This window comes from Loktanella sp. Alg231-35 (assembly GCF_900143545.1).
In the GTDB taxonomy this organism is placed as follows: domain Bacteria; phylum Pseudomonadota; class Alphaproteobacteria; order Rhodobacterales; family Rhodobacteraceae; genus Yoonia.
In genome coordinates, this window is sequence record NZ_FREV01000005.1 from 231,569 (window position 1) to 250,284 (window position 18,716).

The 18,716-nt window shown below is 57.7% G+C and carries 18 protein-coding genes; 9 read left to right on the top strand and 9 right to left on the bottom strand.

Annotated elements, in window-relative coordinates:
• Positions 1 to 60: 60 nt before the first annotated feature.
• The gene (locus DHN10_RS13895; protein ID WP_108815940.1) at positions 61 to 1,239 is read right to left on the bottom strand and encodes a cytochrome b/b6 domain-containing protein; all 1,179 of its coding nucleotides are present in this window, start codon (positions 1,237 to 1,239) and stop codon (positions 61 to 63) included.
• A 154-nt stretch (positions 1,240 to 1,393) separates the two neighbouring features.
• Between DHN10_RS13895 and fabD the strand changes: the two genes are divergently transcribed.
• The 3 genes from fabD to DHN10_RS13910 all read left to right on the top strand — a co-directional run bounded on the left by fabD (position 1,394) and on the right by DHN10_RS13910 (position 3,518).
• A complete protein-coding gene (gene fabD, locus DHN10_RS13900; RefSeq protein WP_108815941.1) occupies positions 1,394 to 2,332 on the top strand; it encodes an ACP S-malonyltransferase in 939 nt (312 codons plus the stop codon).
• Positions 2,333 to 2,351: 19 nt separating this feature from the next.
• Complete coding sequence (fabG, locus tag DHN10_RS13905; RefSeq protein ID WP_108815942.1) at positions 2,352 to 3,089, top strand: 3-oxoacyl-[acyl-carrier-protein] reductase; 738 nt, start codon at positions 2,352 to 2,354, stop codon at positions 3,087 to 3,089.
• 195 nt (positions 3,090 to 3,284) lie between these two features.
• Complete coding sequence (locus DHN10_RS13910; protein ID WP_100367011.1) at positions 3,285 to 3,518, top strand: acyl carrier protein; 234 nt, start codon at positions 3,285 to 3,287, stop codon at positions 3,516 to 3,518.
• A 269-nt stretch (positions 3,519 to 3,787) separates the two neighbouring features.
• On the opposite strand, the gene DHN10_RS13915 is transcribed toward DHN10_RS13910, so the two are convergent.
• Positions 3,788 to 4,675, bottom strand: a complete 888-nt coding sequence (locus tag DHN10_RS13915; RefSeq protein ID WP_108815943.1) for a hypothetical protein — start codon at positions 4,673 to 4,675, stop codon at positions 3,788 to 3,790.
• A 161-nt stretch (positions 4,676 to 4,836) separates the two neighbouring features.
• On the opposite strand from DHN10_RS13915, the gene fabF reads away from it, so the two are divergent.
• From fabF to cysE, 5 genes are all read left to right on the top strand, one after another.
• Positions 4,837 to 6,096, top strand: coding sequence for a beta-ketoacyl-ACP synthase II (gene fabF, locus DHN10_RS13920; protein WP_108815944.1), 1,260 nt, complete (start codon positions 4,837 to 4,839; stop codon positions 6,094 to 6,096).
• The gene (gene mltG / locus DHN10_RS13925; protein WP_108815945.1) at positions 6,096 to 7,253 is read left to right on the top strand and encodes an endolytic transglycosylase MltG; all 1,158 of its coding nucleotides are present in this window, start codon (positions 6,096 to 6,098) and stop codon (positions 7,251 to 7,253) included. Before fabF ends, mltG begins: the two co-directional genes overlap by 1 nt.
• Positions 7,254 to 7,423: 170 nt before the next feature.
• Positions 7,424 to 9,880: a baseplate multidomain protein megatron gene (locus DHN10_RS13930; RefSeq protein WP_108815946.1), complete on the top strand. Its 2,457-nt coding sequence runs from the start codon at positions 7,424 to 7,426 to the stop codon at positions 9,878 to 9,880.
• An 11-nt stretch (positions 9,881 to 9,891) separates the two neighbouring features.
• Entirely contained in the window at positions 9,892 to 10,158 is a 267-nt protein-coding gene (locus tag DHN10_RS13935; RefSeq protein WP_159087004.1) for a DUF7742 family protein, read from the top strand.
• 81 nt (positions 10,159 to 10,239) lie between these two features.
• Positions 10,240 to 11,049 (top strand): serine O-acetyltransferase, encoded by an 810-nt coding sequence (cysE, locus tag DHN10_RS13940; protein WP_108815948.1) that lies wholly within the window; start codon positions 10,240 to 10,242, stop codon positions 11,047 to 11,049.
• A gap of 54 nt (positions 11,050 to 11,103) precedes the next feature.
• Here the strand turns inward: cysE and DHN10_RS13945 are convergent, their stop codons facing one another.
• From DHN10_RS13945 to DHN10_RS13965, 5 genes are all read right to left on the bottom strand, one after another.
• Positions 11,104 to 12,408, bottom strand: a complete 1,305-nt coding sequence (locus DHN10_RS13945; protein ID WP_108815949.1) for a pyruvate dehydrogenase complex dihydrolipoamide acetyltransferase — start codon at positions 12,406 to 12,408, stop codon at positions 11,104 to 11,106.
• Complete coding sequence (locus tag DHN10_RS13950) at positions 12,408 to 12,656, bottom strand: hypothetical protein (RefSeq protein ID WP_108815950.1); 249 nt, start codon at positions 12,654 to 12,656, stop codon at positions 12,408 to 12,410. The genes DHN10_RS13945 and DHN10_RS13950 overlap by 1 nt, the downstream gene beginning before the upstream one ends.
• 9 nt (positions 12,657 to 12,665) lie before the next feature.
• Entirely contained in the window at positions 12,666 to 14,033 is a 1,368-nt protein-coding gene (locus DHN10_RS13955) for a pyruvate dehydrogenase complex E1 component subunit beta (protein WP_108815951.1), read from the bottom strand.
• A 3-nt stretch (positions 14,034 to 14,036) separates the two neighbouring features.
• Positions 14,037 to 15,038 (bottom strand): pyruvate dehydrogenase (acetyl-transferring) E1 component subunit alpha, encoded by a 1,002-nt coding sequence (gene pdhA / locus DHN10_RS13960; RefSeq protein WP_108815952.1) that lies wholly within the window; start codon positions 15,036 to 15,038, stop codon positions 14,037 to 14,039.
• A gap of 144 nt (positions 15,039 to 15,182) precedes the next feature.
• Complete coding sequence (locus DHN10_RS13965) at positions 15,183 to 15,482, bottom strand: FtsB family cell division protein (protein ID WP_108815953.1); 300 nt, start codon at positions 15,480 to 15,482, stop codon at positions 15,183 to 15,185.
• A gap of 288 nt (positions 15,483 to 15,770) precedes the next feature.
• On the opposite strand from DHN10_RS13965, the gene DHN10_RS13970 reads away from it, so the two are divergent.
• Positions 15,771 to 15,953: a hypothetical protein gene (locus DHN10_RS13970; protein ID WP_108815954.1), complete on the top strand. Its 183-nt coding sequence runs from the start codon at positions 15,771 to 15,773 to the stop codon at positions 15,951 to 15,953.
• Between the two features lie 3 nt (positions 15,954 to 15,956).
• Here DHN10_RS13970 and DHN10_RS13975 read toward each other — a convergent pair whose 3' ends face one another.
• Both DHN10_RS13975 and DHN10_RS13980 read right to left on the bottom strand, forming a co-directional pair.
• The gene (locus DHN10_RS13975; protein WP_108815955.1) at positions 15,957 to 16,886 is read right to left on the bottom strand and encodes a class I fructose-bisphosphate aldolase; all 930 of its coding nucleotides are present in this window, start codon (positions 16,884 to 16,886) and stop codon (positions 15,957 to 15,959) included.
• 110 nt (positions 16,887 to 16,996) lie between these two features.
• Positions 16,997 to 18,607 (bottom strand): hypothetical protein, encoded by a 1,611-nt coding sequence (locus tag DHN10_RS13980; RefSeq protein ID WP_108815956.1) that lies wholly within the window; start codon positions 18,605 to 18,607, stop codon positions 16,997 to 16,999.
• Positions 18,608 to 18,716 lie beyond the last annotated feature (109 nt).

Consider the following 18,716-nt stretch of genomic DNA (forward strand, 5'->3'; position numbering starts at 1 on the left):
CCATCGGTTGACCGTATGAAAGGCCGCGCCTGCGATCAGGCGCGGCCTTTTTTTGCGTTTCTACCGCGTTGCTGTCAGGGCGACCGCTACATCAACCGCAAACGCGAGGTTGCTTTCGTCGTTCATGGTTTGGCCAATCTGGAAGCTGCGCCTATCCAATGTTACGCGTCCGGCCATCTGCGCTGTGTCGCCGTCAATCGCCAAGGTGAAGGGCAGGACCATTGGCACCGTGTTGCCTTTGATAGTCAGCGTGCCGTCCGCCATATATGCGTCGCCATTGGCGCGAAGTTTGGCTGTGAACACCGCCGTCGGGAAGCCTTCGGCGTTGAAGAAATCCGCACCCATCGCCTGACTTGTCACTGATCCAAGCTGTAATGATCCGACAGAGATCGTTGTGGTCACATCGCCAAGAACGCCGGTGGCGTTTTCGTCAAATGTGATGGCAGACGTCCATTCATCAAATGCGCCGTTCACAGCACTGCCGAACTGCGTAATCGAAATAGCGATCTCGCCTTCTGTCACAACCCATTCTGAGGTGACCGCGGCAAGGCTAGCCTGCGTGACCTCTTCCTTGGCGCCATAAAGGCCTGCTGCTGCTCCACCGCCGGTGGCCAGAAGATAGATGATTGCCGCCGCTATCGGTGCAGCAGAGCCTGATTGATGTGGCTCCGCTGCGGCGGCTTCGGACGCCCCGAACCACATGCGCCGCAGCGTTGTGTCCTTGTCGATGATCTGATGTTTGAGCGCCCCGGCGATATGCAAGAGGATCGATCCGATCATGATCTTGCTCCATAGCCAATGCAGACCGCCAAAGAAATTTGCGACAGCTTCGCTTTTGGGGATCAGCGGTAATTCCTGCCCAAGGGGCAACAGAATAGGCGCAAAACCGCTTGTTGCGGCATGGTGAATCCAGCCTGACAGCGGAACTGCAACCAGCGAGATGTAAAGCAGCCAATGCACCAATTCGGCCAACCAGGTCTCTGCCTTGCGATCAGGATGAAGTGGCGCTGGTTTGGTCTGGGTCAATGTCCAGAGGATTCGTGCCAGCGCTACCAGAAAGATGATAACGCCGATTGTCTTGTGGACCGAAAAGAGCTGCGCTTTGAATGCAAGTTGTTCATTGGTGTCATAGGGCAGGCGATTGGCGATCGCCCCCAAGGGGATCACGGTCAAGATCAGCAAGGCCGTCAACCAATGAAAGGTCTTGGTGACAGTCCCATAAGTCGTGGCAGATTGCATGGGGCAGTGTATCCTTTTGCGTCGATTTCCCAGAACCCTAACACAGGATGGGCGATGGCAAAGACACAGTCTTTGTGCGCTGATGCGTTTGCTTGTGCGCGCGGGCCGGGCAGGCTAAGTCCCTAGACAACAAGACAGAACGAAGGGGGCATTCATGCGCGCATTTGTATTTCCGGGCCAGGGGGCACAGACCATTGGCATGGGCAAGGCTTTGGCGGACGCTTATCCCGCCGCAAAGGCCGTGTTTGATGAAGTGGACGCGGCTTTGGGGGAAAACTTGTCCGGCCTAATCTGGGGCGGCGAGATTGAAGAGTTGACGCTGACGGCAAATGCGCAACCTGCGCTGATGGCCACGTCACTTGCGGCCATCAAAGCGCTCGAGACCGAAGGCGTGAGCGTTGACGCGGCCAGCTTTGTCGCTGGGCATTCACTGGGTGAATATTCGGCCTTGGCGGCCTCGGGTGCGCTAAGTATTGCGGATACCGCCCGCCTGTTGCGCGCACGTGGCACGGCGATGCAGGACGCGGTGCCGGTTGGTGTGGGCGCGATGGCTGCTGTTCTGGGGCTTGATCTGGCCGCGGTTCAGGCCGTAGCAGAAGAAGCCGCCCAAGGTGATGTGTGTCAGGCCGCCAATGATAATGACCCGGCTCAGGTGGTTGTGTCGGGGCATAAAGCCGCTGTGGAACGCGCGGTTGAGATCGCCAAGGCAAAGGGCGCAAAACGAGCGCTTTTGTTGCCCGTGAGCGCACCATTCCATTGCAGCCTGATGGCACCCGCTGCCGCCGCGATGGCCGGCGCATTGGCTGAGGTCGAGATTAAGACACCCATCGTTCCCATTGTGCCCAATGTTGTGGCGGAGGCCGTCAGCGACCCGGCAACGATCCGGGCCTTGCTGGTGGATCAGATCACCGGCTCTGTGCGCTGGCGCGAGAGCGTGATGTATATGGGCGGGCAGGGCGTGACCTCTGTTTACGAGATCGGGGCCGGGAAGGCCCTGTCAGGCATGGTCAAACGGATTGATCGCGGCATTTCAGCCGCCGCAGTGGCGACACCTGATGATGTTGCGGCAGCCGCCGAAGCGCTAAATTCATAACTTAAAGAAGGATCTGTAAATGTTTGATCTGAATGGAAAGAACGTGCTTGTAACGGGTGCATCCGGCGGGATCGGTGGCGCTATTGCAAAGGCGCTGTACGATGCTGGGGCCACGGTGGCCCTGTCTGGCACCCGCGTGGCCCCGCTAGAAGCGCTTGCTGCGTCATTGGGTGAGCGCGCGCATGTTTTGCCATGCAACCTGAGCGATGCCGAAGCTGTCAACGCCCTGCCCAAGCAGGCCGCTGAAGCCATGGGATCGGTCGATGTGCTGGTCAACAACGCAGGGATCACCCGCGACAACATCTTCATGCGCATGTCGGATGAGGAATGGGCATCGGTGCTGGAGGTCAATCTGACCTCGACTATGCGTCTGTGTAAGGGGGTGATCCGGGGAATGATGAAATCCCGTTGGGGTCGCATCGTGAACATCTCTTCCGTGGTGGGGGCCACTGGCAACCCTGGCCAGGCGAACTATGCGGCCTCAAAGGCTGGCATGGTGGGGATGTCCAAATCGATTGCCTATGAGGTGGCAAGCCGTGGGATCACGGTAAACTGCGTGGCGCCCGGTTTTATCACCACGGCGATGACCGATAAGCTGACCGATGAGCAGAAATCCGGCATCCTGACGCAGGTTCCCGCTGGCCGCATGGGCGAAGCAGATGAGATTGCTGCCGCCGTGCTGTATCTTTCTAGCCCTGAGGCGGCTTATGTTACCGGTACCACCTTGCATGTGAATGGCGGCATGGCCATGTTATAACTGGTTAGTAATTTCGCCGACCGAAAGCGTTTGCCTAAGGGAAATTCTCTGTTATAGGCCTCGCAGATTTGCTGAAAGGTGCCGGTGACGTAACGTCATGCTGTGCAGATCAGCAATGCGCCCAGTTGGGTGATTAAAGAGGGCGCAAGCCCAAGGAACAACGGGTATTCACCCAGAAAGACGTGAGGAATTGATATGAGCGACGTTGCAGACCGCGTACGCAAGATCGTTGTAGAGCATCTTGGTGTTGAAGAAGACAAAGTGACGGAAGCTGCGTCCTTTATTGATGATCTTGGCGCAGACAGCCTTGATACGGTTGAGCTGGTTATGGCTTTTGAAGAAGAGTTCGGGATCGAAATTCCTGATGACGCTGCCGAAACGATCCAGACATTCGGTGATGCGGTAAAATTCATCGACGGCGCTAAATAAGCGACGAGAGTTTTTAGTGGAAAATGGCGCCCCTAGGGGTGCCGTTTTTCGTTTCAAGTGGCGCCTGATCAGTTGGTCAGCGCAGACCGCTCAACGCATCTCAAAGAGATCGATTGTTGAAAGTGTATGCCGCTGTAATGCGCATTGCACCGCACCGCTGTGGCATTCACCGGGTTGCCACAAACTACATCCCCGACAGTCTGACGCTGGATTTAGCGGGAGTGCCCTAAATCACGCTGAAACCTTACGTTCGAATGTCACGAATCTGGTTAAATGGTGTCCTTTGGAATACTGGCCTTCGATTTGGCCATCGCATTGCTGCGTGACGCTCTGTCGCGGAGTTTTCCAACGGTGCTTTGGCTGATGCCATCCTTGAACCGCACGCCGCTATCAGTGCTATCGCTCCAGACAATTGTGCCTGTTGTCCAGCCATCTTGCATCGCGATATTAAGGTCGACGCCGGGCGGCAGCGGTTTGCCAGCCTTATGCCGCAGTCTGGTGCCGTAGCGATTGATATCAAGTAGCATTGCGGTGTTCGTATTGTTGTTCCACCAAAGTCGCGTTGCATACTTGAGGCCAAAGCGTTTGGCCCTTTCCCGGTGTTGCACAGGATGTGCACCCCAAGCGATGCGCAGAATAACGATGCCGATCAGCATGATTGCGGCGATGATCAGGGCAGGGGGCACAAGCTCTGTTGATGCTTGAGGCAGGCCAGTTTGCGGCAGCGAGGCCGCCACGCGCGCGCTGTTGATTTGCGCGGTCGAGCAGCGCAACCCGTTCATCAGGTTGCCGATGTCCTGCAGGTTTTGCTGTGCTCGGATATCAAAATGCGGACGGACTGATTGAGGATCATCCAAGCTTACCCGCGCAAGCAACCGGTTGTTGTTGTCAAGGAATTGCCGAAAAACAGCCCCATGACCGACCCAGCGGTTGCCTGCCACGGCCCGCAACACTTCGGGCGTGCCCATGCCATCGGACAGCAACCGCAGCCGCCTGATGTCATCGCCAAAAAACAGCGCATTGGGGTTTCGCATCATCCGCGTTTGCACTTGATGCATCTGATCGAGCTTTGACTTTACAAGGCAATCCGCTGTGGCGGGTTGGATGCCCCCCAGAAAAGCAGCCACAAAGATAAAAACAGTCAGAATCTGCCGCATCGTCAATTCACCATCACTGTGAGCGGAAACCCTCGCATCGAACCCTTAAATCCGGGTAAAATCTTGCACCTATCCTTTGCCCATCACGATTGGTGCCCTTGCCCCGTCCGCCTGCGCTGGGGTATCAGTGCCTCAATTACGCCAAGAGGTGAGGGCAAATTATGCGTCGTGTGGTTGTTACGGGCTTGGGGTTGGTCACACCCCTTGCAGATGGTGTGGAAAATTCTTGGGAACGTATTCTTGACGGGCAGTCAGGTGCGGGCAAGATCACGGGCTTTGATCCCAGCAGATTGACCACGCAATACGCGTGCGAAGTGCCTTTGGGCGACGGGTCAGACGGGACGTTCCACGCGAATACCTATATGGACCCCAAAGAGCAGCGTAAGGTGGATACCTTTATTCTGTTTGGCATGGCTGCCGCCCAGCAAGCGGTTGAGGATGCAGGGTGGATGCCAGAGGATCGTGAAGACCTTGAACGCACCGGCGTGCTGATCGGGTCCGGCATTGGTGGTCTCAATTCCATTTCAAACACTGCCCAGATGATGGCCGAAAAGGGCCCGCGCCGTGTGTCCCCGTTCTTTGTGCCGGGCGCGCTGATCAATCTGATTTCGGGGCAGGTGTCCATCAGATACGGATTCCGTGGCCCCAACCATTCGGTTGTGACCGCTTGTTCTACGGGTGCCCATGCGATCGGTGATGCCTCGCGTTTGATCCAGCATGGAGATGCTGAGGTGATGATCGCGGGCGGTGCAGAGGCTGCCATTTGTGAGCTGGGCATGGCGGGCTTTAACGCCTGTAAGGCGTTGAGCACAAAGCACAATGATGATCCAACCGTGGCCAGTCGCCCTTGGGACGCAGACCGCGATGGTTTCGTTATGGGTGAGGGTGCGGGCATTGTCGTGCTGGAAGAATACGAGCATGCCAAGGCGCGTGGTGCGAAGATTTATGCCGAGATTTTGGGTTATGGCCTGAGTGGTGACGCCCACCACATCACCGCCCCGCCACCGGACCACGAAGGTGCCGAGCGTGCCATGCGTGCCGCCTGCCGGAATGCGGGGATCGAGCCTGCGCAGATCGACTATGTGAACGCGCATGGCACATCGACCATGGCCGATACCATTGAATTGGGCGCGGTTGAGCGTTTGGTAGGCGATGCTGCATCGTCGTTGGTGATGTCCTCTACGAAATCCGCCACCGGTCACCTTTTGGGTGCGGCTGGCGCGATTGAGGCGATTTTCTCGATCCTGGCGATCCGCGATCAGGTCGCCCCGCCGACAATCAACTTGGATAATCCCGCGGTCGAGACCGAGGTGGACCTTTGCGCCAATGAGAAGCGCCCGTGTGAGATCAAGGTCGCCTTGTCGAATTCCTTTGGGTTTGGCGGCACGAACGCCAGCATTGTCCTTGGGAAAGTCGACTGATGTGGCGCCATATTGCGGCCAACGCACTGACGTTTCTGACTGTGGCCTTGTTTTTGCTGGTCGGTGTCATTGCATGGGGCACGCGCGAGTATAGTGCGCAAGGCCCGTTGGAGGCCGCAATATGCCTAGAGGTGCCCCGTGGTGGCAACATCAAGGGGTTGAGCGCTGATCTGACTGAAAAGGGCGCGATTTCATCCGCCTTTGTTTTTGAGATTGGTGCCGACTACACCGACAAATCCGGTGATGTGAAATTTGGCCGTTTTCGCGTGCCTGAGCAGGCCTCGATGGAAGACATCGTGGATATCGTGACCCGTGGTGGTCGCAATACCTGCGGTGCAGAGGTGATTTATCGCGTGGGTATCAACCGCACGCTTGTTGATGTTCGCGAATTGGACCCCGCCTCAAACCAATTTGTTGATCTGGTCAGTTTTGAGGCGGGTGGGCTGGAAGTGCCGCCGGCCTATGCCGAGGTGCGGGCAGATGGCAGCGCCACCTACCGCGTTGTCATTGCCGAAGGGGCGACCAGTTGGCAGATCACCAACGCCTTGGCGCAGATTGATATCCTGCGCGCTGACGTCACGGATGTGCCGGCAGAAGGGGCCTTGGCCCCGCGTGATTATGACTTGCGCGAGGGGGATACGGTGTCGTCGGTGCTTGCGCGGATGCGCGAGGCGCAGACCACGATATTGACAGAAGCCTGGGAAGGCCGGGCTGAAGATCTGCCTTTGGCGTCAGCGGATGAAGCGCTTGTTCTGGCCAGTATCATTGAGAAAGAGACCAGCGTCCCGGACGAGCACCCTCAGGTTGCCAGCGTTTTTGTGAACCGTTTGAACCGGGGTATGCGGCTTCAGACTGACCCGACGGTGATTTATGGCATCACCAAGGGTGAGGGTGTGTTGGGCCGTGGTCTGCGTCAGAGTGAGCTTCGTGCTGCAACGCCTTGGAATACTTACGTTATTGAAGGTTTACCGCCAACGCCAATTGCCAACCCCGGCAAGGCCGCCATTGAAGCCGCGCTGAACCCTGACACCACTGCGTATATCTTCTTTGTGGCTGACGGCACGGGCGGGCATGCTTTTGCGACCAATCTTGACGATCATAATCGCAATGTCGCCCGCTGGCGCGAGATCGAGGCAGAGCGCGCCAACGACGGGTGAGCGTGATTTTGTTAATGAAATCATAATGTTCCGCTCGCGCGACAACTGATGGCAGATTGACATTTTACCAACTTTTCTCTAGCCTGGATGGGCTAGATGGCGGGTGTGCCTATCAGGTTTGATGCCCCCACTCGACTGTAACGGAAGTACCCTTACAGGCTGATACTACCATGACAGAAGAATATGAAACGGGGCGCAATCCCCGAGCCTTGGCCAACGCACGGTTGGCCGAGTTCGAAGAGCTATTTTCTGAAATCCGGGCGTTGATCCAGCAGATGAAACAAGCGTCGGGCGCGTCCATCGAAGCGCCCGAACAGATCATCAAAAAAATGGACCAACTTACAAAGGCACATCTGACTGTGCTGGCCGCAGAGGATGCATTTCATGCTAAATACGGATACCGCGACGACGCAGGCGCAATCCATGACCTGCCTTACCTGCAAGGTAATGTCGCCGGTGGTGAAGGATATGACTGGCGCTATCCCTCACCAGAGGCACGGGCGGCACAACGCCGTGTGCCGATCACAGACAGTGCAGGTGAGCCGTGGATATGGCGCCCCAAGGACCTGCAGAACTGGTGGGCCAATCCACACCATGCGCGGATTGACGGCGTGCGACAGGCAACCCCGACCGATAGGGTGCCGCAGAGCAAGCCGTTCTGGTTCACCGAAATGGGCTGTCCCGCCGTGGATAAGGGTGCCAACCAACCCCACCGCCAGTTGAACAGTGCCGTGGAAGCAAAACTGCCCGACGGTTCAAGCGGCGCACGTGATGATCTGATGCAGATGCAATATCTGCGCGCGATCACGGCGCATTTTGCGGATGAGGCGCATAACCCCCCAGCTGCCGTCGCAGGCGGGCGCATGGTTGATCTGGACCGCATGCACGTCTGGGGTTGGGATGCGCGACCCTATCCGTTCTGGCCGGGCAATCAGGCGCTCTGGAGCGATGGTGACCGCTATGCGCGTGGGGCTTGGTTGAATGGTCGGGCAAGTAACAGATCATTGGCGTCGGTGGTGGCGGAAATCTGTGATCGTTCGGGGGTGTCGCGCTATGATACATCTGCACTTTTCGGGATCGTGCGCGGCTATTTGGTCAGCGACATTGGCACCGGGCGGGCGGCACTTCAGCCGTTGATGCTGGCTTACGGCTTTGATGCGATCGAACGCGATGGTGTTCTGGTGTTCCGAAATCGCAGTGGTGCTGCGGATCATGTACTGACAGATGCGATGCTGGCCCTTGATCCCGAAACAGATCAGGCTTTGTCGCTGACCCGTGCTGCGGGGGCAGAGGTCGCAGGCCGGGTACAAATGGCATTCCTGCACGCCGATGGCGATTATGACGCGATTGCCGCTGAAACCGTTCTGCCCGACGAGGTGACGCTTGGTATCACCCGCAATGAGGCCCCGCTGGTGCTGACGCGCACCGAAGGGCAGGCCACGGTTGAACGCTGGTTGCAAGAGGCGCGGATCGGGCGCGACACAGCCCGCTTTGCACTACCGCCTACGCAACTGGATGTCGGCGCGGGGGACGTGGTAAGGCTTGCTACACAGGCCCATCTCGGCACCTACCGGGTTGACCGGATTGAAGAGGCGGGCGTGCGGTTGGTCGATGCCACGCGAGTTGAGCCCACGGCCTATGCACCCCCTGTGGCGCTTGATGAGGCCGTGAAGTTGCAGCCATTCGTAGGGCCGATCCCCGCTGAATTGCTATTCCTCGATCTGCCATTGCTGACCGGCGACGAACAACCCCACGCGCCCTATGTCGCCGCCGCTGGCAGGCCGTGGCCGGGCAGCATCGCGCTTTATGGAGCGCCGCAGGATAGCGACTACACTGTGCAAGAGATCATCAATGAGGCCGCCGTGTTGGGTGTCACACAAAGCGCACTGGCCCGCGGCCCGGTTGGGATTTGGGACCGCCAGCAGGCTTTGCAGGTCAAATTGGTCGATGGCAACCTCAGTTCTGCTACGTCAGAGGCATTGCTGGCGGGTGCGAACCTTATGGCCATCGGCAACGGCAGCACAGATGAGTGGGAGGTCATGCAGTTCCAGAATGCAGCGCCATTGTTCACTCGTGGCTTTGGTTTGTCAGGTCTGCTGCGCGGACAGGCGGGCAGCCGAGGACTGATGCCAGATGTTTGGCCCATTGGATCGCGTGTGGTTCTGTTGAACGGCGTGCCAGAGCAAATCACGCTTCCCACTGCATCGCGCGGCATCGCACGGCATTTCCGCTTTGGCCCGGCCAAGCAACCGCTGACCGACCCAAGCTATCGCTATACCAGCCACGCCTTTGCGGGGAATGGATTGCGGCCTTATCCGGTGGCACATTTGCGCGCGCAAAGCACCGGCGCTGGGCTTGATTTGTCGTGGATCAGATGCAGCCGGATTGATGGGGATATCTGGGCCGATGGAGATATACCACTGGGCGAGGATAGCGAGGCTTACACCGTGCGGGTGATGCAGGGCAATGCAGTGCGGCGCGAGGTGGTCGTGAACAACCCCGACTGGTCCTACACCAACGCGCAGATTGCAGCGGATGTGGGTGGTGCCAGCTATGACATTGCGGTCGCGCAAATGTCTGCCCGCTTTGGCGCTGGGCCCTTTACCACGCTCAATGTGACCCAATGAGGGGCGTGCAATTGGCAGACATCGAAATCGCGGCGCGCGCACTGCTGGCTGTCGATGCCGAGGCGCGGGCAGGGGTGATGACAGAACTGCTGCGCCGCGCCGACATTGCCGATAGGTATCGCAAGAAATTGCGCCGCCCGCATGTGCAATTTGGCACGGGCACCTTAATGTCAGCGGCGTCGCGATTTGACATGGCACCACGGCCCACCCGGATCAGCGGCGAAGTCCAGCGGGCGTATGCGATTGTTATCAATGCCTTAGGCGATCAATCTGCGTGATATGGCCCATCACGGCTTTATTCTTGGCTTGACGCCCTTATCTGATCTAGATGTAAGGGCGAAAAACGCGAGGATGCAGCGATGGCTCATGTGCAAACAAATCTGACCGAAGTCGACCCGGTCTGGCATCGCATCTGCGAAGAGGCAGAGGCGGCCATTTCCAGCGAACCCCTGATGGGTGGCTTGGTGCATGCCGGTGTGCTGCATCACAAATCGCTTGAGCGCGCCTTGGCCTATCGCATCTCGATGAAGTTGTCTTCGCCCGAGATGTCCGAGCAGATCCTGCGTGAAATCGCAGATCAGGCCTATCTGGATGCACCCGAACTGGCGACAGCGGCGCGTGCCGATATTGTGGCCATCTTTGACCGTGATCCGGCCTGCCATCGGTTTCTACAACCTTTGTTGTTCTTCAAAGGATTTCAGGCGGTACAAGCCTATCGTCTGGGCCATTGGCTGTTCCAGAATGATCGCCGCGATTTAGCATATTTCATTCAGATGCGCGCGAGCGAGGTGTTCGGCGTTGATATTCACCCCGCCGCGCGGATTGGGCAGGGAATCATGATTGATCACGCACACTCGATCGTTGTGGGTGAGACGGCCGTTGTGGGCGACAATGTCTCAATGCTGCACTCGGTCACATTGGGTGGCACGGGCAAGGAAGACGACGACCGCCACCCCAAAATTGGCGATGGCGTGCTGATTGGCGCCGGTGCAAAGGTGCTGGGCAACATCACCGTGGGCCATTGCAGCCGGATTGCGGCAGGGTCCGTCGTGTTGGACGAAGTGCCACCGATGAAAACCGTGGCCGGTGTGCCCGCCAAAATCGTCGGAGAGGCCGGGTGTTCGCAACCGTCCATGACGATGGATCAGCTACTGAACCCCATCAAATAACAAAACGCCGGATCATCGCTGATCCGGCGCTTTTCTTTGAACAGTGTTGGTCGTTTAGACAAGCATGGTCATTGGGTTCTCAAGGTTGTCCTTGATCGCATTCAGCAAGTTCGCACCCAATGCCCCGTCAATCACCCGATGATCGACCGACAATGTGGTGGACATAACCGTCGCCACGGTCAGCTCTCCGTCTGCGCCAACAATTGGTTTTTTCGCACCAGCGCCCACGGCGAGGATGGCCGCATGTGGTGGATTGATGATGGCATCAAAGTTGTCGATGCCGAACATGCCCAGATTCGAGATTGCAAAACTGCCACCCACATATTCATGCGGGGCCAACTTGCGGTCGCGGGCACGGGTGGCAAGGTCTTTCATCTCGGCTGATAGTGCCGACAGCGATTTCATCTCGGCATCCTTCAGGACCGGGGTGAAAAGACCACCCTCAATGGCCACAGCGACAGCCACATCCGATTTTTCAAACTTCAGTGTCCGGTCACCGGCCCAAACAGCATTGGCTTCGGGTACTTGCTGGAGCGCCAGCGCACAGGCCTTGATGATAAAGTCATTGACCGACAACTTCACGCCACGCGGCTCTAACTGCTTATTGAGCTGGCTGCGGAACTTGAGCAACGCATCAAGCTGAACGTCGCGGCGCAGATAGAAATGCGGCACGGATTGCTTGGCCTCGGTAAGGCGGGCGGCAATCGTCTTGCGCATGCCGTCCAGCTGGACCTCTTCAAACGGACGGTCTGCATATGTCTTGAGCACGACATCCGTGGCAGGACCAGCCGCCATTGCAGCAGAGGCAGGGGCGCCGGCCTTGGCAGCAGGTGCCACGGGTTTTGGCGCAGCGGTTGCATTTTCGACATCTGCCTTAACGATGCGGCCATGTGGGCCAGAACCCGCGATAGCGCCAAGATCAAGACCCTTATCCGCTGCAATCCGGCGGGCCAATGGCGTGGCAAAAATGCGTTCACCGTCTTTGGCGGGCGCTGAAGGTGCAGGGGTCACAGGTGCCGCCTCAGCAGCGGCAGGTGCTTGGGCGGTTGGGGTAGGTGCAGTGGCGGCTGCGGTTGGGGCAGGTGCGGAAACATCGCCGATATCATCGGCACTCTCACCATCTTCCAGTAGAACGGCGATTACGTCGTTCACCTTCACACCTTCGGTGCCTTCGGGCACGATGATTTTGCCCATCACGCCTTCATCGACGGCTTCGAATTCCATCGTGGCTTTATCGGTCTCAATCTCGGCCATGATATCACCAGAGGACACAGTATCTCCCTCTTTGACGTGCCATTTGGCCAATGTGCCTTCTTCCATTGTCGGCGAGAGGGCGGGCATCAGGATTTCTGTGGGCATTAGGCAATCTCCTCAACGCGGACGCGATTGAATGGGGCTGTTGGGGTGACACTCGCGGTGCGGAGCGCCAGAATATCGGGCATATGATCCTTGACCCACGACTTACGGGCGGCTTCATTCGCTGCCGCACCGCACGTCGTATCCAGCATATCGCGGGACAGGGTAAAGCGCAGCTTTTGATCGCCGTCTTTGGCAGTGAACATGATTTCATGCCCATCGTCACGGCTGCAAAGGGGGCTGTGTTTCATATCCACGCCTTACCGATAAGTCACTTTTTTGCAGGCGTCGACGACTTCGTCGGCAGTCAGCAAAGCGTGCTTTTCAAGGTTCGCGGCATAAGGCATCGGTACATCTTTACCGGTGCAGGTGATGACGGGGGCATCAAGGTAGTCAAACGCCTCTTGCATGATCACGCCGCTGATGTAGCCGCCGACACTGCCTTGTGGCCAACCTTCTTCGACCGTCACACAGCGGTTCGTCTTGCGGACGGATGCAAGGATTGTAGCCGTATCCATCGGACGCAATGTCCGCAGATTGATGACCTCGGCGTTGATGCCATCCTCTGCCAGCTTCTCGGCGGCGGCGAGGGCGTACGTCATTCCGATACCAAAACTGACGATGGTGACGTCATCACCAGAGCGCTCAATCTTGGCCTTGCCGAATGGAATAGTGAAATCATCCATCACAGGCACATCAAAGGATTTGCCGTATAGGATTTCATTCTCAAGGAAGATCACCGGGTTGGGGTCGCGGATCGCGGTCTTCATCAGACCCTTCGCATCAGCGGCAGAGTAGGGCATCACGACCTTCAGACCGGGGATCTGCATATACCAGGCCGCATAGTCCTGAGAGTGCTGCGCACCCACGCGGGCAGCGGCACCGTTTGGACCACGGAACACCATTGGCGCACCCATCTGACCACCGGACATATAAAGCGTCTTGGCGGCAGAGTTTATAATATGATCAATGGCTTGCATGGCAAAGTTAAATGTCATGAATTCGACAATTGGCTTCAATCCACCAAAGGCTGCACCAGTTGCGATCCCGGCAAAACCATGCTCGGTGATCGGCGTGTCAATCACGCGCTTGGCGCCAAATTCATCCAGCAGGCCTTGGGAAATCTTATAGGCACCCTGATACTCTGCCACTTCCTCGCCCATAAGGAACACATCCTCATCGCGGCGCATCTCTTCGGCCATCGCATCGCGCAGTGCTTCACGCACTGTGGTTTGCTTGACCTCAACATCGGCGTCCCAATCCGGGGTCGCATCGGCGATGGGTGCGGCAGGAACCGCGGCAACAGGTGCAGCGGCTGGGGCGGCGGGTGCCGGTTCAGCGGCAGGCGCGGGTGTCGGGGCAGCACCGGCCTGTGGTACATCTTCGCCTTCCTCAACAAGGATCGCGATGACCGCATTCACCTTCACACCTTCGGTGCCTTCGGCAATGACAATTTTACCAACAATGCCTTCATCGACGGCTTCAAATTCCATCGTGGCTTTGTCGGTCTCGATCTCGGCCAAGATGTCACCGGATGAAACGGTATCACCCTCTTTGACAAGCCATTTGGCCAATGTGCCTTCTTCCATAGTCGGCGACAGGGCGGGCATCAGAATTTCGGTTGCCATGGCTTACGCCTCCACTTCTGCGTAAATATCTGTCCAAAGCTCGTCCAAAGCAGGCTCCGGGCTTTCTTTCGAAAACTCAGCCGCTTCGTTCACAATCGCTTTGATTTCCTTGTCGATGGCTTTGAGGTCATCGTCCGTTGCATGCTTGCCAGTCAGCAGCATATCGCGGATTTGCTCAATCGGGTCGCGCTCGTCGCGCATTTTCTGAACTTCTTCGCGGGTGCGATACTTGGCCGGGTCCGACATAGAGTGACCACGGTAACGGTATGTTTTCACTTCCAGAATGTAAGGGCCCTTGCCTGCGCGGCAGTGGGCAACCGCACGTTCGCCAGCCTCTTTCACGGCCAGAACGGACATCCCATCCACTTCCTCACCGGGAATGCCGTAAGCGGCACCGCGTTCCCACAGGGACGGGGATTTGGTAGAGCGCTGCACAGAGGTGCCCATCGCATATTGGTTGTTTTCAATGACGAAAACGACAGGCAGATCCCAAAGTTCGGCCATGTTATAGGTTTCGTACACCTGACCTTGGTTCGCCGCACCGTCGCCAAAATAGGTAAAGGTCACGCGGTCGTTGCCCTTGTATTTGTCGGAAAAGGCCAGACCGGCACCCAGTGGCACCTGTGCGGCCACAATGCCGTGGCCGCCATAGAAATGCTTCTCTTTCGAGAACATATGCATGGAGCCACCTTTGCCCTTGGAAAAGCCGCCTTCGCGGCCCGTCAGTTCGGCCATGATCCCTTTTGGGTCCATGCCGCAGGCTAACATATGCCCGTGGTCACGGTAGGATGTGACACGCTTGTCGCCTTCATCTGCGGCGGCCTCTAGGCCCACAACAACCGCTTCCTGTCCGATATATAGGTGGCAGAAGCCGCCAATCAGACCCATGCCGTATAACTGGCCCGCTTTTTCCTCAAATCGCCGGATCAGCAGCATTTCACGGTAATGTCCCAGCAGTTCCTCGGCTGAGACGTTGGGTTTCGCGGCGGCCTTTTTGGGCGGCATGTGCTATCCTCCGGCGGTGTCATATATAGTTTAGTATTAAACTATCTTCTAAACCATGCGCAGAATAAATGCGAGAGTCAAAGTGACCCATCGTCAAGCGCGGCTGGAATAGCTGCCTTGCATGAGGTGAATAACTGTTTTGGGTTAACGGATCACAATCTCATCTGCGCGGATCATGCCCAGCACATCGCGGGCCTGCTGGTCCAGCAGATCAAGATCAAGATATGTGTCCGACAGACGACGGCTAAGATTTTCCATCCGGTCAACCTCTGCCTCAAGGCTGGCAAGCTCGGCCACCAATGCTTGGCCAGTGGCCTGCACTTCGATCCGCTTGAACAGCCCATAATCGCCCTGCACAGCGGCAAAGGTGAAGTACAAGCCCAGCATGATCATGCCAAGAAAGTAGAAAAGGGCACCCAATTGCGGGCGGCTGCGTCGGATCATTGTTTTGCCTCAACTGCCACCTCTGACGGGTAGCTGGGGCAAAGAATCGCACATCTGATTCGCAAAGGGAATCCCTAAAATGCGCGGGAGAAACAGAAAATACTGGGCGAAGAAAGCGCTGTGATGCTGGGCGGTTGCGCGATGCAGGCCGTTCCAAAACGCCATGGGCGTTTGATCTGGACCCGTCGATCGTGTATTTTCACAGGCGTAGTGACCGCTGGGTGGGCTGTCAGTCGACCCGCGTAAAGATTGCGCAGCATCGCTTGACCGACGAACGGAGGACACCTCATGGAAGTCATCAAGACCACCGAAATTGCCCACGCCCTTTACCGTGCCCACGGTGACAAGGCCGAGTGGGAGGCCGCCCAACGTGAAATGCAGCTAAGAGATGCGGGCGATCAAAGTCAGGCCGCGACTTGGCGTGCAATCCGGGGCAATTTGCGCCGCCTGCGCGGCGCAAACCAAAGCTAACAGTTAGGCTTTGCCGCGATAAATCTCGACCAGCTTGTTCAGCATATCAAGCGCATCGTCCCGATCACGTTGGAACGAATTCCGCCCGATGATCGATCCGTTGCCGCCTCCGTCACGGATGGCGCGGGCATCGTCATAAACCGCATCGGCACCTTTGGCGGCACCACCTGAGAACACCATCAAGCGACGCCCGTCAAAGGCGCTTTGCACGCAGTGGCGCACGCGTGCTGTTTGGGTGGCAACGTCGATGTCTTGTGCTTCATAGACCTTCTTGGCCTCTGGCAGGCTTAGGTGATCGGTGCTCAGCTTGATCTTGATGATATGCGCGCCCAGCAGCGCCGCAATTTGTGCGGCATAGGCGCCAATGTCGATGGCCGTCTCACCATCTTTGTCCAGCGCCTCACCTCGTGGATAAGACCAGATCACGGTTGCGATGCCCTTGGCCGCAGCCTCGCGGCGCATTTCTGCAATATCGCCAAACATGTTCAGTGCCGCGGAAGAACCGGGATAAACGGTAAAGCCAATTGCCGAACAGCCCAAACGCAGGGCGTCGTCAACGGACGCAGTGATCGCCTGGGTCTTTGGCGCTTCGTTCGGGATCAGCGAGTTGGCAGAGTTCACTTTCAGAATGGTCGGGATCTGACCGGCAAAAGTGTCTGCTCCGGCCTCAAGCATACCCAAAGGGGCGGCATAGGCGTTCAGGCCCGCATCAATGGCCAGTTGATAGTGATAATGCGGGTCATAGCCGCCGGGATTGGGGGCAAAGGACCGGGCCGGGCCATGCTCAAACCCTTGATCGACAGGCAGGATGATCATCTTGCCGGTGCCTCCCAGCTTGCCGTTCATCAAGATGCCCGCCAGCTTGGATTTCACGCCGGGCGTTTCGCCTTCGTAGTTGGACAGGATTTTTTGAACGACGCGGGTGGTTTTCATGGCAGATCCTTTGGGTAAATGAACAGGTTACATTCCGGGTAAGGGGCAGAAGCCCCGGTTGCAAATGTGTTAGCGCAACCGGGGCCAATGTTATCGCAAACAGTGGATGATCAGTTCTGTCGCAGGTAGGCAGAGGGCAGATCCGCCGCGATCCAGTCGCCCAATGCGCGGGTTTGCATCTCTGCTTCGATTGCATTCCACTGTGCCTGCACCGCAGGTCCGCGCGCTCCGAAACGCGCCTCGATTTCTTTACGCAGCGATGTGGCGGCGATGTCACCAGCGGCCTCGGCCAGAAGGGCAAAGTAATAGGCGCGGGCGTAAGACCGTGCCGCACCATCCCCGGTGAAATAGGCAAGCGACAGCGCACGCAGGTCGCGTGGATCATCGCCGCTGACCTGATCGATGGCAGCAGGTGCGTTTGTGCCGGTCAGGTAGGTGTCTTGTGCGTCCAGAACGGCACCCGTCGTCATGCGCGCCTCGAGCCGATCCAGTTGCGCCACTGTGCCCGGCTCCATGCTTGCGGCAGCGATCAGCGCATAACCATAGGCCTCTGCCACGTCACTATCCTGCAATGCGGTGGCCAGCATGGCGGCGGCAGGACCAGTGGTTGCCGGATCATCCAGCAATGGGCGCAAAAGGTCGGGCACAAGTGCGCGCCCCAACGGCACGCCGTGCCCGGTGATTAGCGCCTGTGCTAAATCCAGTCGCGCTTCGGGCGTTTGGTCGGCGGGTGTGGTCAACACAGCTAAATCTGCCGCCGTCAGAATCTCCGACCGCGCAAGCGGCGTGCTGCGGGCTTGCAGCCCGAGTGCCGCAATCAGGGTCTGCGGGGCGTCATACATATCCGGCTCAATCACGATACCCGTTGGGGGCAGGTCGGCCTGCACCGTAATCTCGCCCGGATCAGCGACAAAGGCTTCGACTTCCGCCATCAGGTCACCGACAAAGTTCCTCTCGACAGCGCCCAGAGGGCGTAACCCTCCTTCGCTAAGGAATTGTGAAACAGTCTCAGTGCCCAATTCGCGGATCGTTACAGGATCACGCAGGTTCTCTGGCAGGATTTGCGACACAGCCGCCCAACCGCCATCATCCTTGAGCGTGGCAACCACTCGGTTGACCCGGATCGCAGGGTCGGAGGGATAGCCAAATTCGCCCAGTCGGGGCAGGATCGTGCCGCTGGCCGAATAGTCCAAGGTCGCAAATCCGTTGATGGCAATGGTGCTGTCTAGCGCCGTTTCACCGGTTGTGTAGGCATAGCTCGCGCGCAGTTTGAACTGGTCCAATGGCAGGTCCTTGTAACCGGCCGTTCGCAGCGCCAGTGCGATATCACGTTCTACACAGGCAAGGCCGACGCGTGCGCCAATCAGATTAAGGTTCACCTCGGCGGCAGTCTGGAACGGGGCGGCAAAATCGCTCGACAGGGTCGCCCGCTCAATCGTGATCTCGCATTGGCGCGCCTGATCATAAGGCAGCAGGGGGCGGGCCACGATCCCCGAAATAGAGACGACACCGCGCATCGGGTCCGCCGACAGGTGGTCATATTGCAGCTCCATCCGGGTGCGCAGCGCCGAGATGGCGCTATTGGCAAGTGCCGCCGCAATCCGGTCAGGGCTAAAGAATTCACCAAGCGTCGCTTGGGGGTCACGGTCCTGAGCAAGGGTAGGGGTGGCGATAACAAGCGCAAGTGCTGTTGAGGCAGTCAGATGGGCGATGGGTTTCATGCGAATATTCCTTCTGTATGTGAACTACGTACATGAACATAGTTCACAATGCAAGAAACAGAAGCAGTGACCCCACGTCAGGCCATTCAGCGCAATACTAAATCAAAGG

What these genes read in the sequence shown, in the direction of transcription:
- DHN10_RS13895 (WP_108815940.1), bottom strand. Translation starts at nt 1,239, where the DNA reads ATGCAATCTGCCACGACTTATGGGACTGTCACCAAGACCTTTCATTGG.
- fabD (WP_108815941.1), top strand. Translation starts at nt 1,394, where the DNA reads ATGCGCGCATTTGTATTTCCGGGCCAGGGGGCACAGACCATTGGCATG.
- fabG (WP_108815942.1), top strand. Translation starts at nt 2,352, where the DNA reads ATGTTTGATCTGAATGGAAAGAACGTGCTTGTAACGGGTGCATCCGGC.
- DHN10_RS13910 (WP_100367011.1), top strand. Translation starts at nt 3,285, where the DNA reads ATGAGCGACGTTGCAGACCGCGTACGCAAGATCGTTGTAGAGCATCTT.
- DHN10_RS13915 (WP_108815943.1), bottom strand. Translation starts at nt 4,675, where the DNA reads ATGCGGCAGATTCTGACTGTTTTTATCTTTGTGGCTGCTTTTCTGGGG.
- fabF (WP_108815944.1), top strand. Translation starts at nt 4,837, where the DNA reads ATGCGTCGTGTGGTTGTTACGGGCTTGGGGTTGGTCACACCCCTTGCA.
- mltG (WP_108815945.1), top strand. Translation starts at nt 6,096, where the DNA reads ATGTGGCGCCATATTGCGGCCAACGCACTGACGTTTCTGACTGTGGCC.
- DHN10_RS13930 (WP_108815946.1), top strand. Translation starts at nt 7,424, where the DNA reads ATGACAGAAGAATATGAAACGGGGCGCAATCCCCGAGCCTTGGCCAAC.
- cysE (WP_108815948.1), top strand. Translation starts at nt 10,240, where the DNA reads ATGGCTCATGTGCAAACAAATCTGACCGAAGTCGACCCGGTCTGGCAT.
- DHN10_RS13945 (WP_108815949.1), bottom strand. Translation starts at nt 12,408, where the DNA reads ATGCCCACAGAAATCCTGATGCCCGCCCTCTCGCCGACAATGGAAGAA.
- DHN10_RS13950 (WP_108815950.1), bottom strand. Translation starts at nt 12,656, where the DNA reads ATGAAACACAGCCCCCTTTGCAGCCGTGACGATGGGCATGAAATCATG.
- DHN10_RS13955 (WP_108815951.1), bottom strand. Translation starts at nt 14,033, where the DNA reads ATGGCAACCGAAATTCTGATGCCCGCCCTGTCGCCGACTATGGAAGAA.
- pdhA (WP_108815952.1), bottom strand. Translation starts at nt 15,038, where the DNA reads ATGCCGCCCAAAAAGGCCGCCGCGAAACCCAACGTCTCAGCCGAGGAA.
- DHN10_RS13965 (WP_108815953.1), bottom strand. Translation starts at nt 15,482, where the DNA reads ATGATCCGACGCAGCCGCCCGCAATTGGGTGCCCTTTTCTACTTTCTT.
- DHN10_RS13970 (WP_108815954.1), top strand. Translation starts at nt 15,771, where the DNA reads ATGGAAGTCATCAAGACCACCGAAATTGCCCACGCCCTTTACCGTGCC.
- DHN10_RS13975 (WP_108815955.1), bottom strand. Translation starts at nt 16,886, where the DNA reads ATGAAAACCACCCGCGTCGTTCAAAAAATCCTGTCCAACTACGAAGGC.
- DHN10_RS13980 (WP_108815956.1), bottom strand. Translation starts at nt 18,607, where the DNA reads ATGAAACCCATCGCCCATCTGACTGCCTCAACAGCACTTGCGCTTGTT.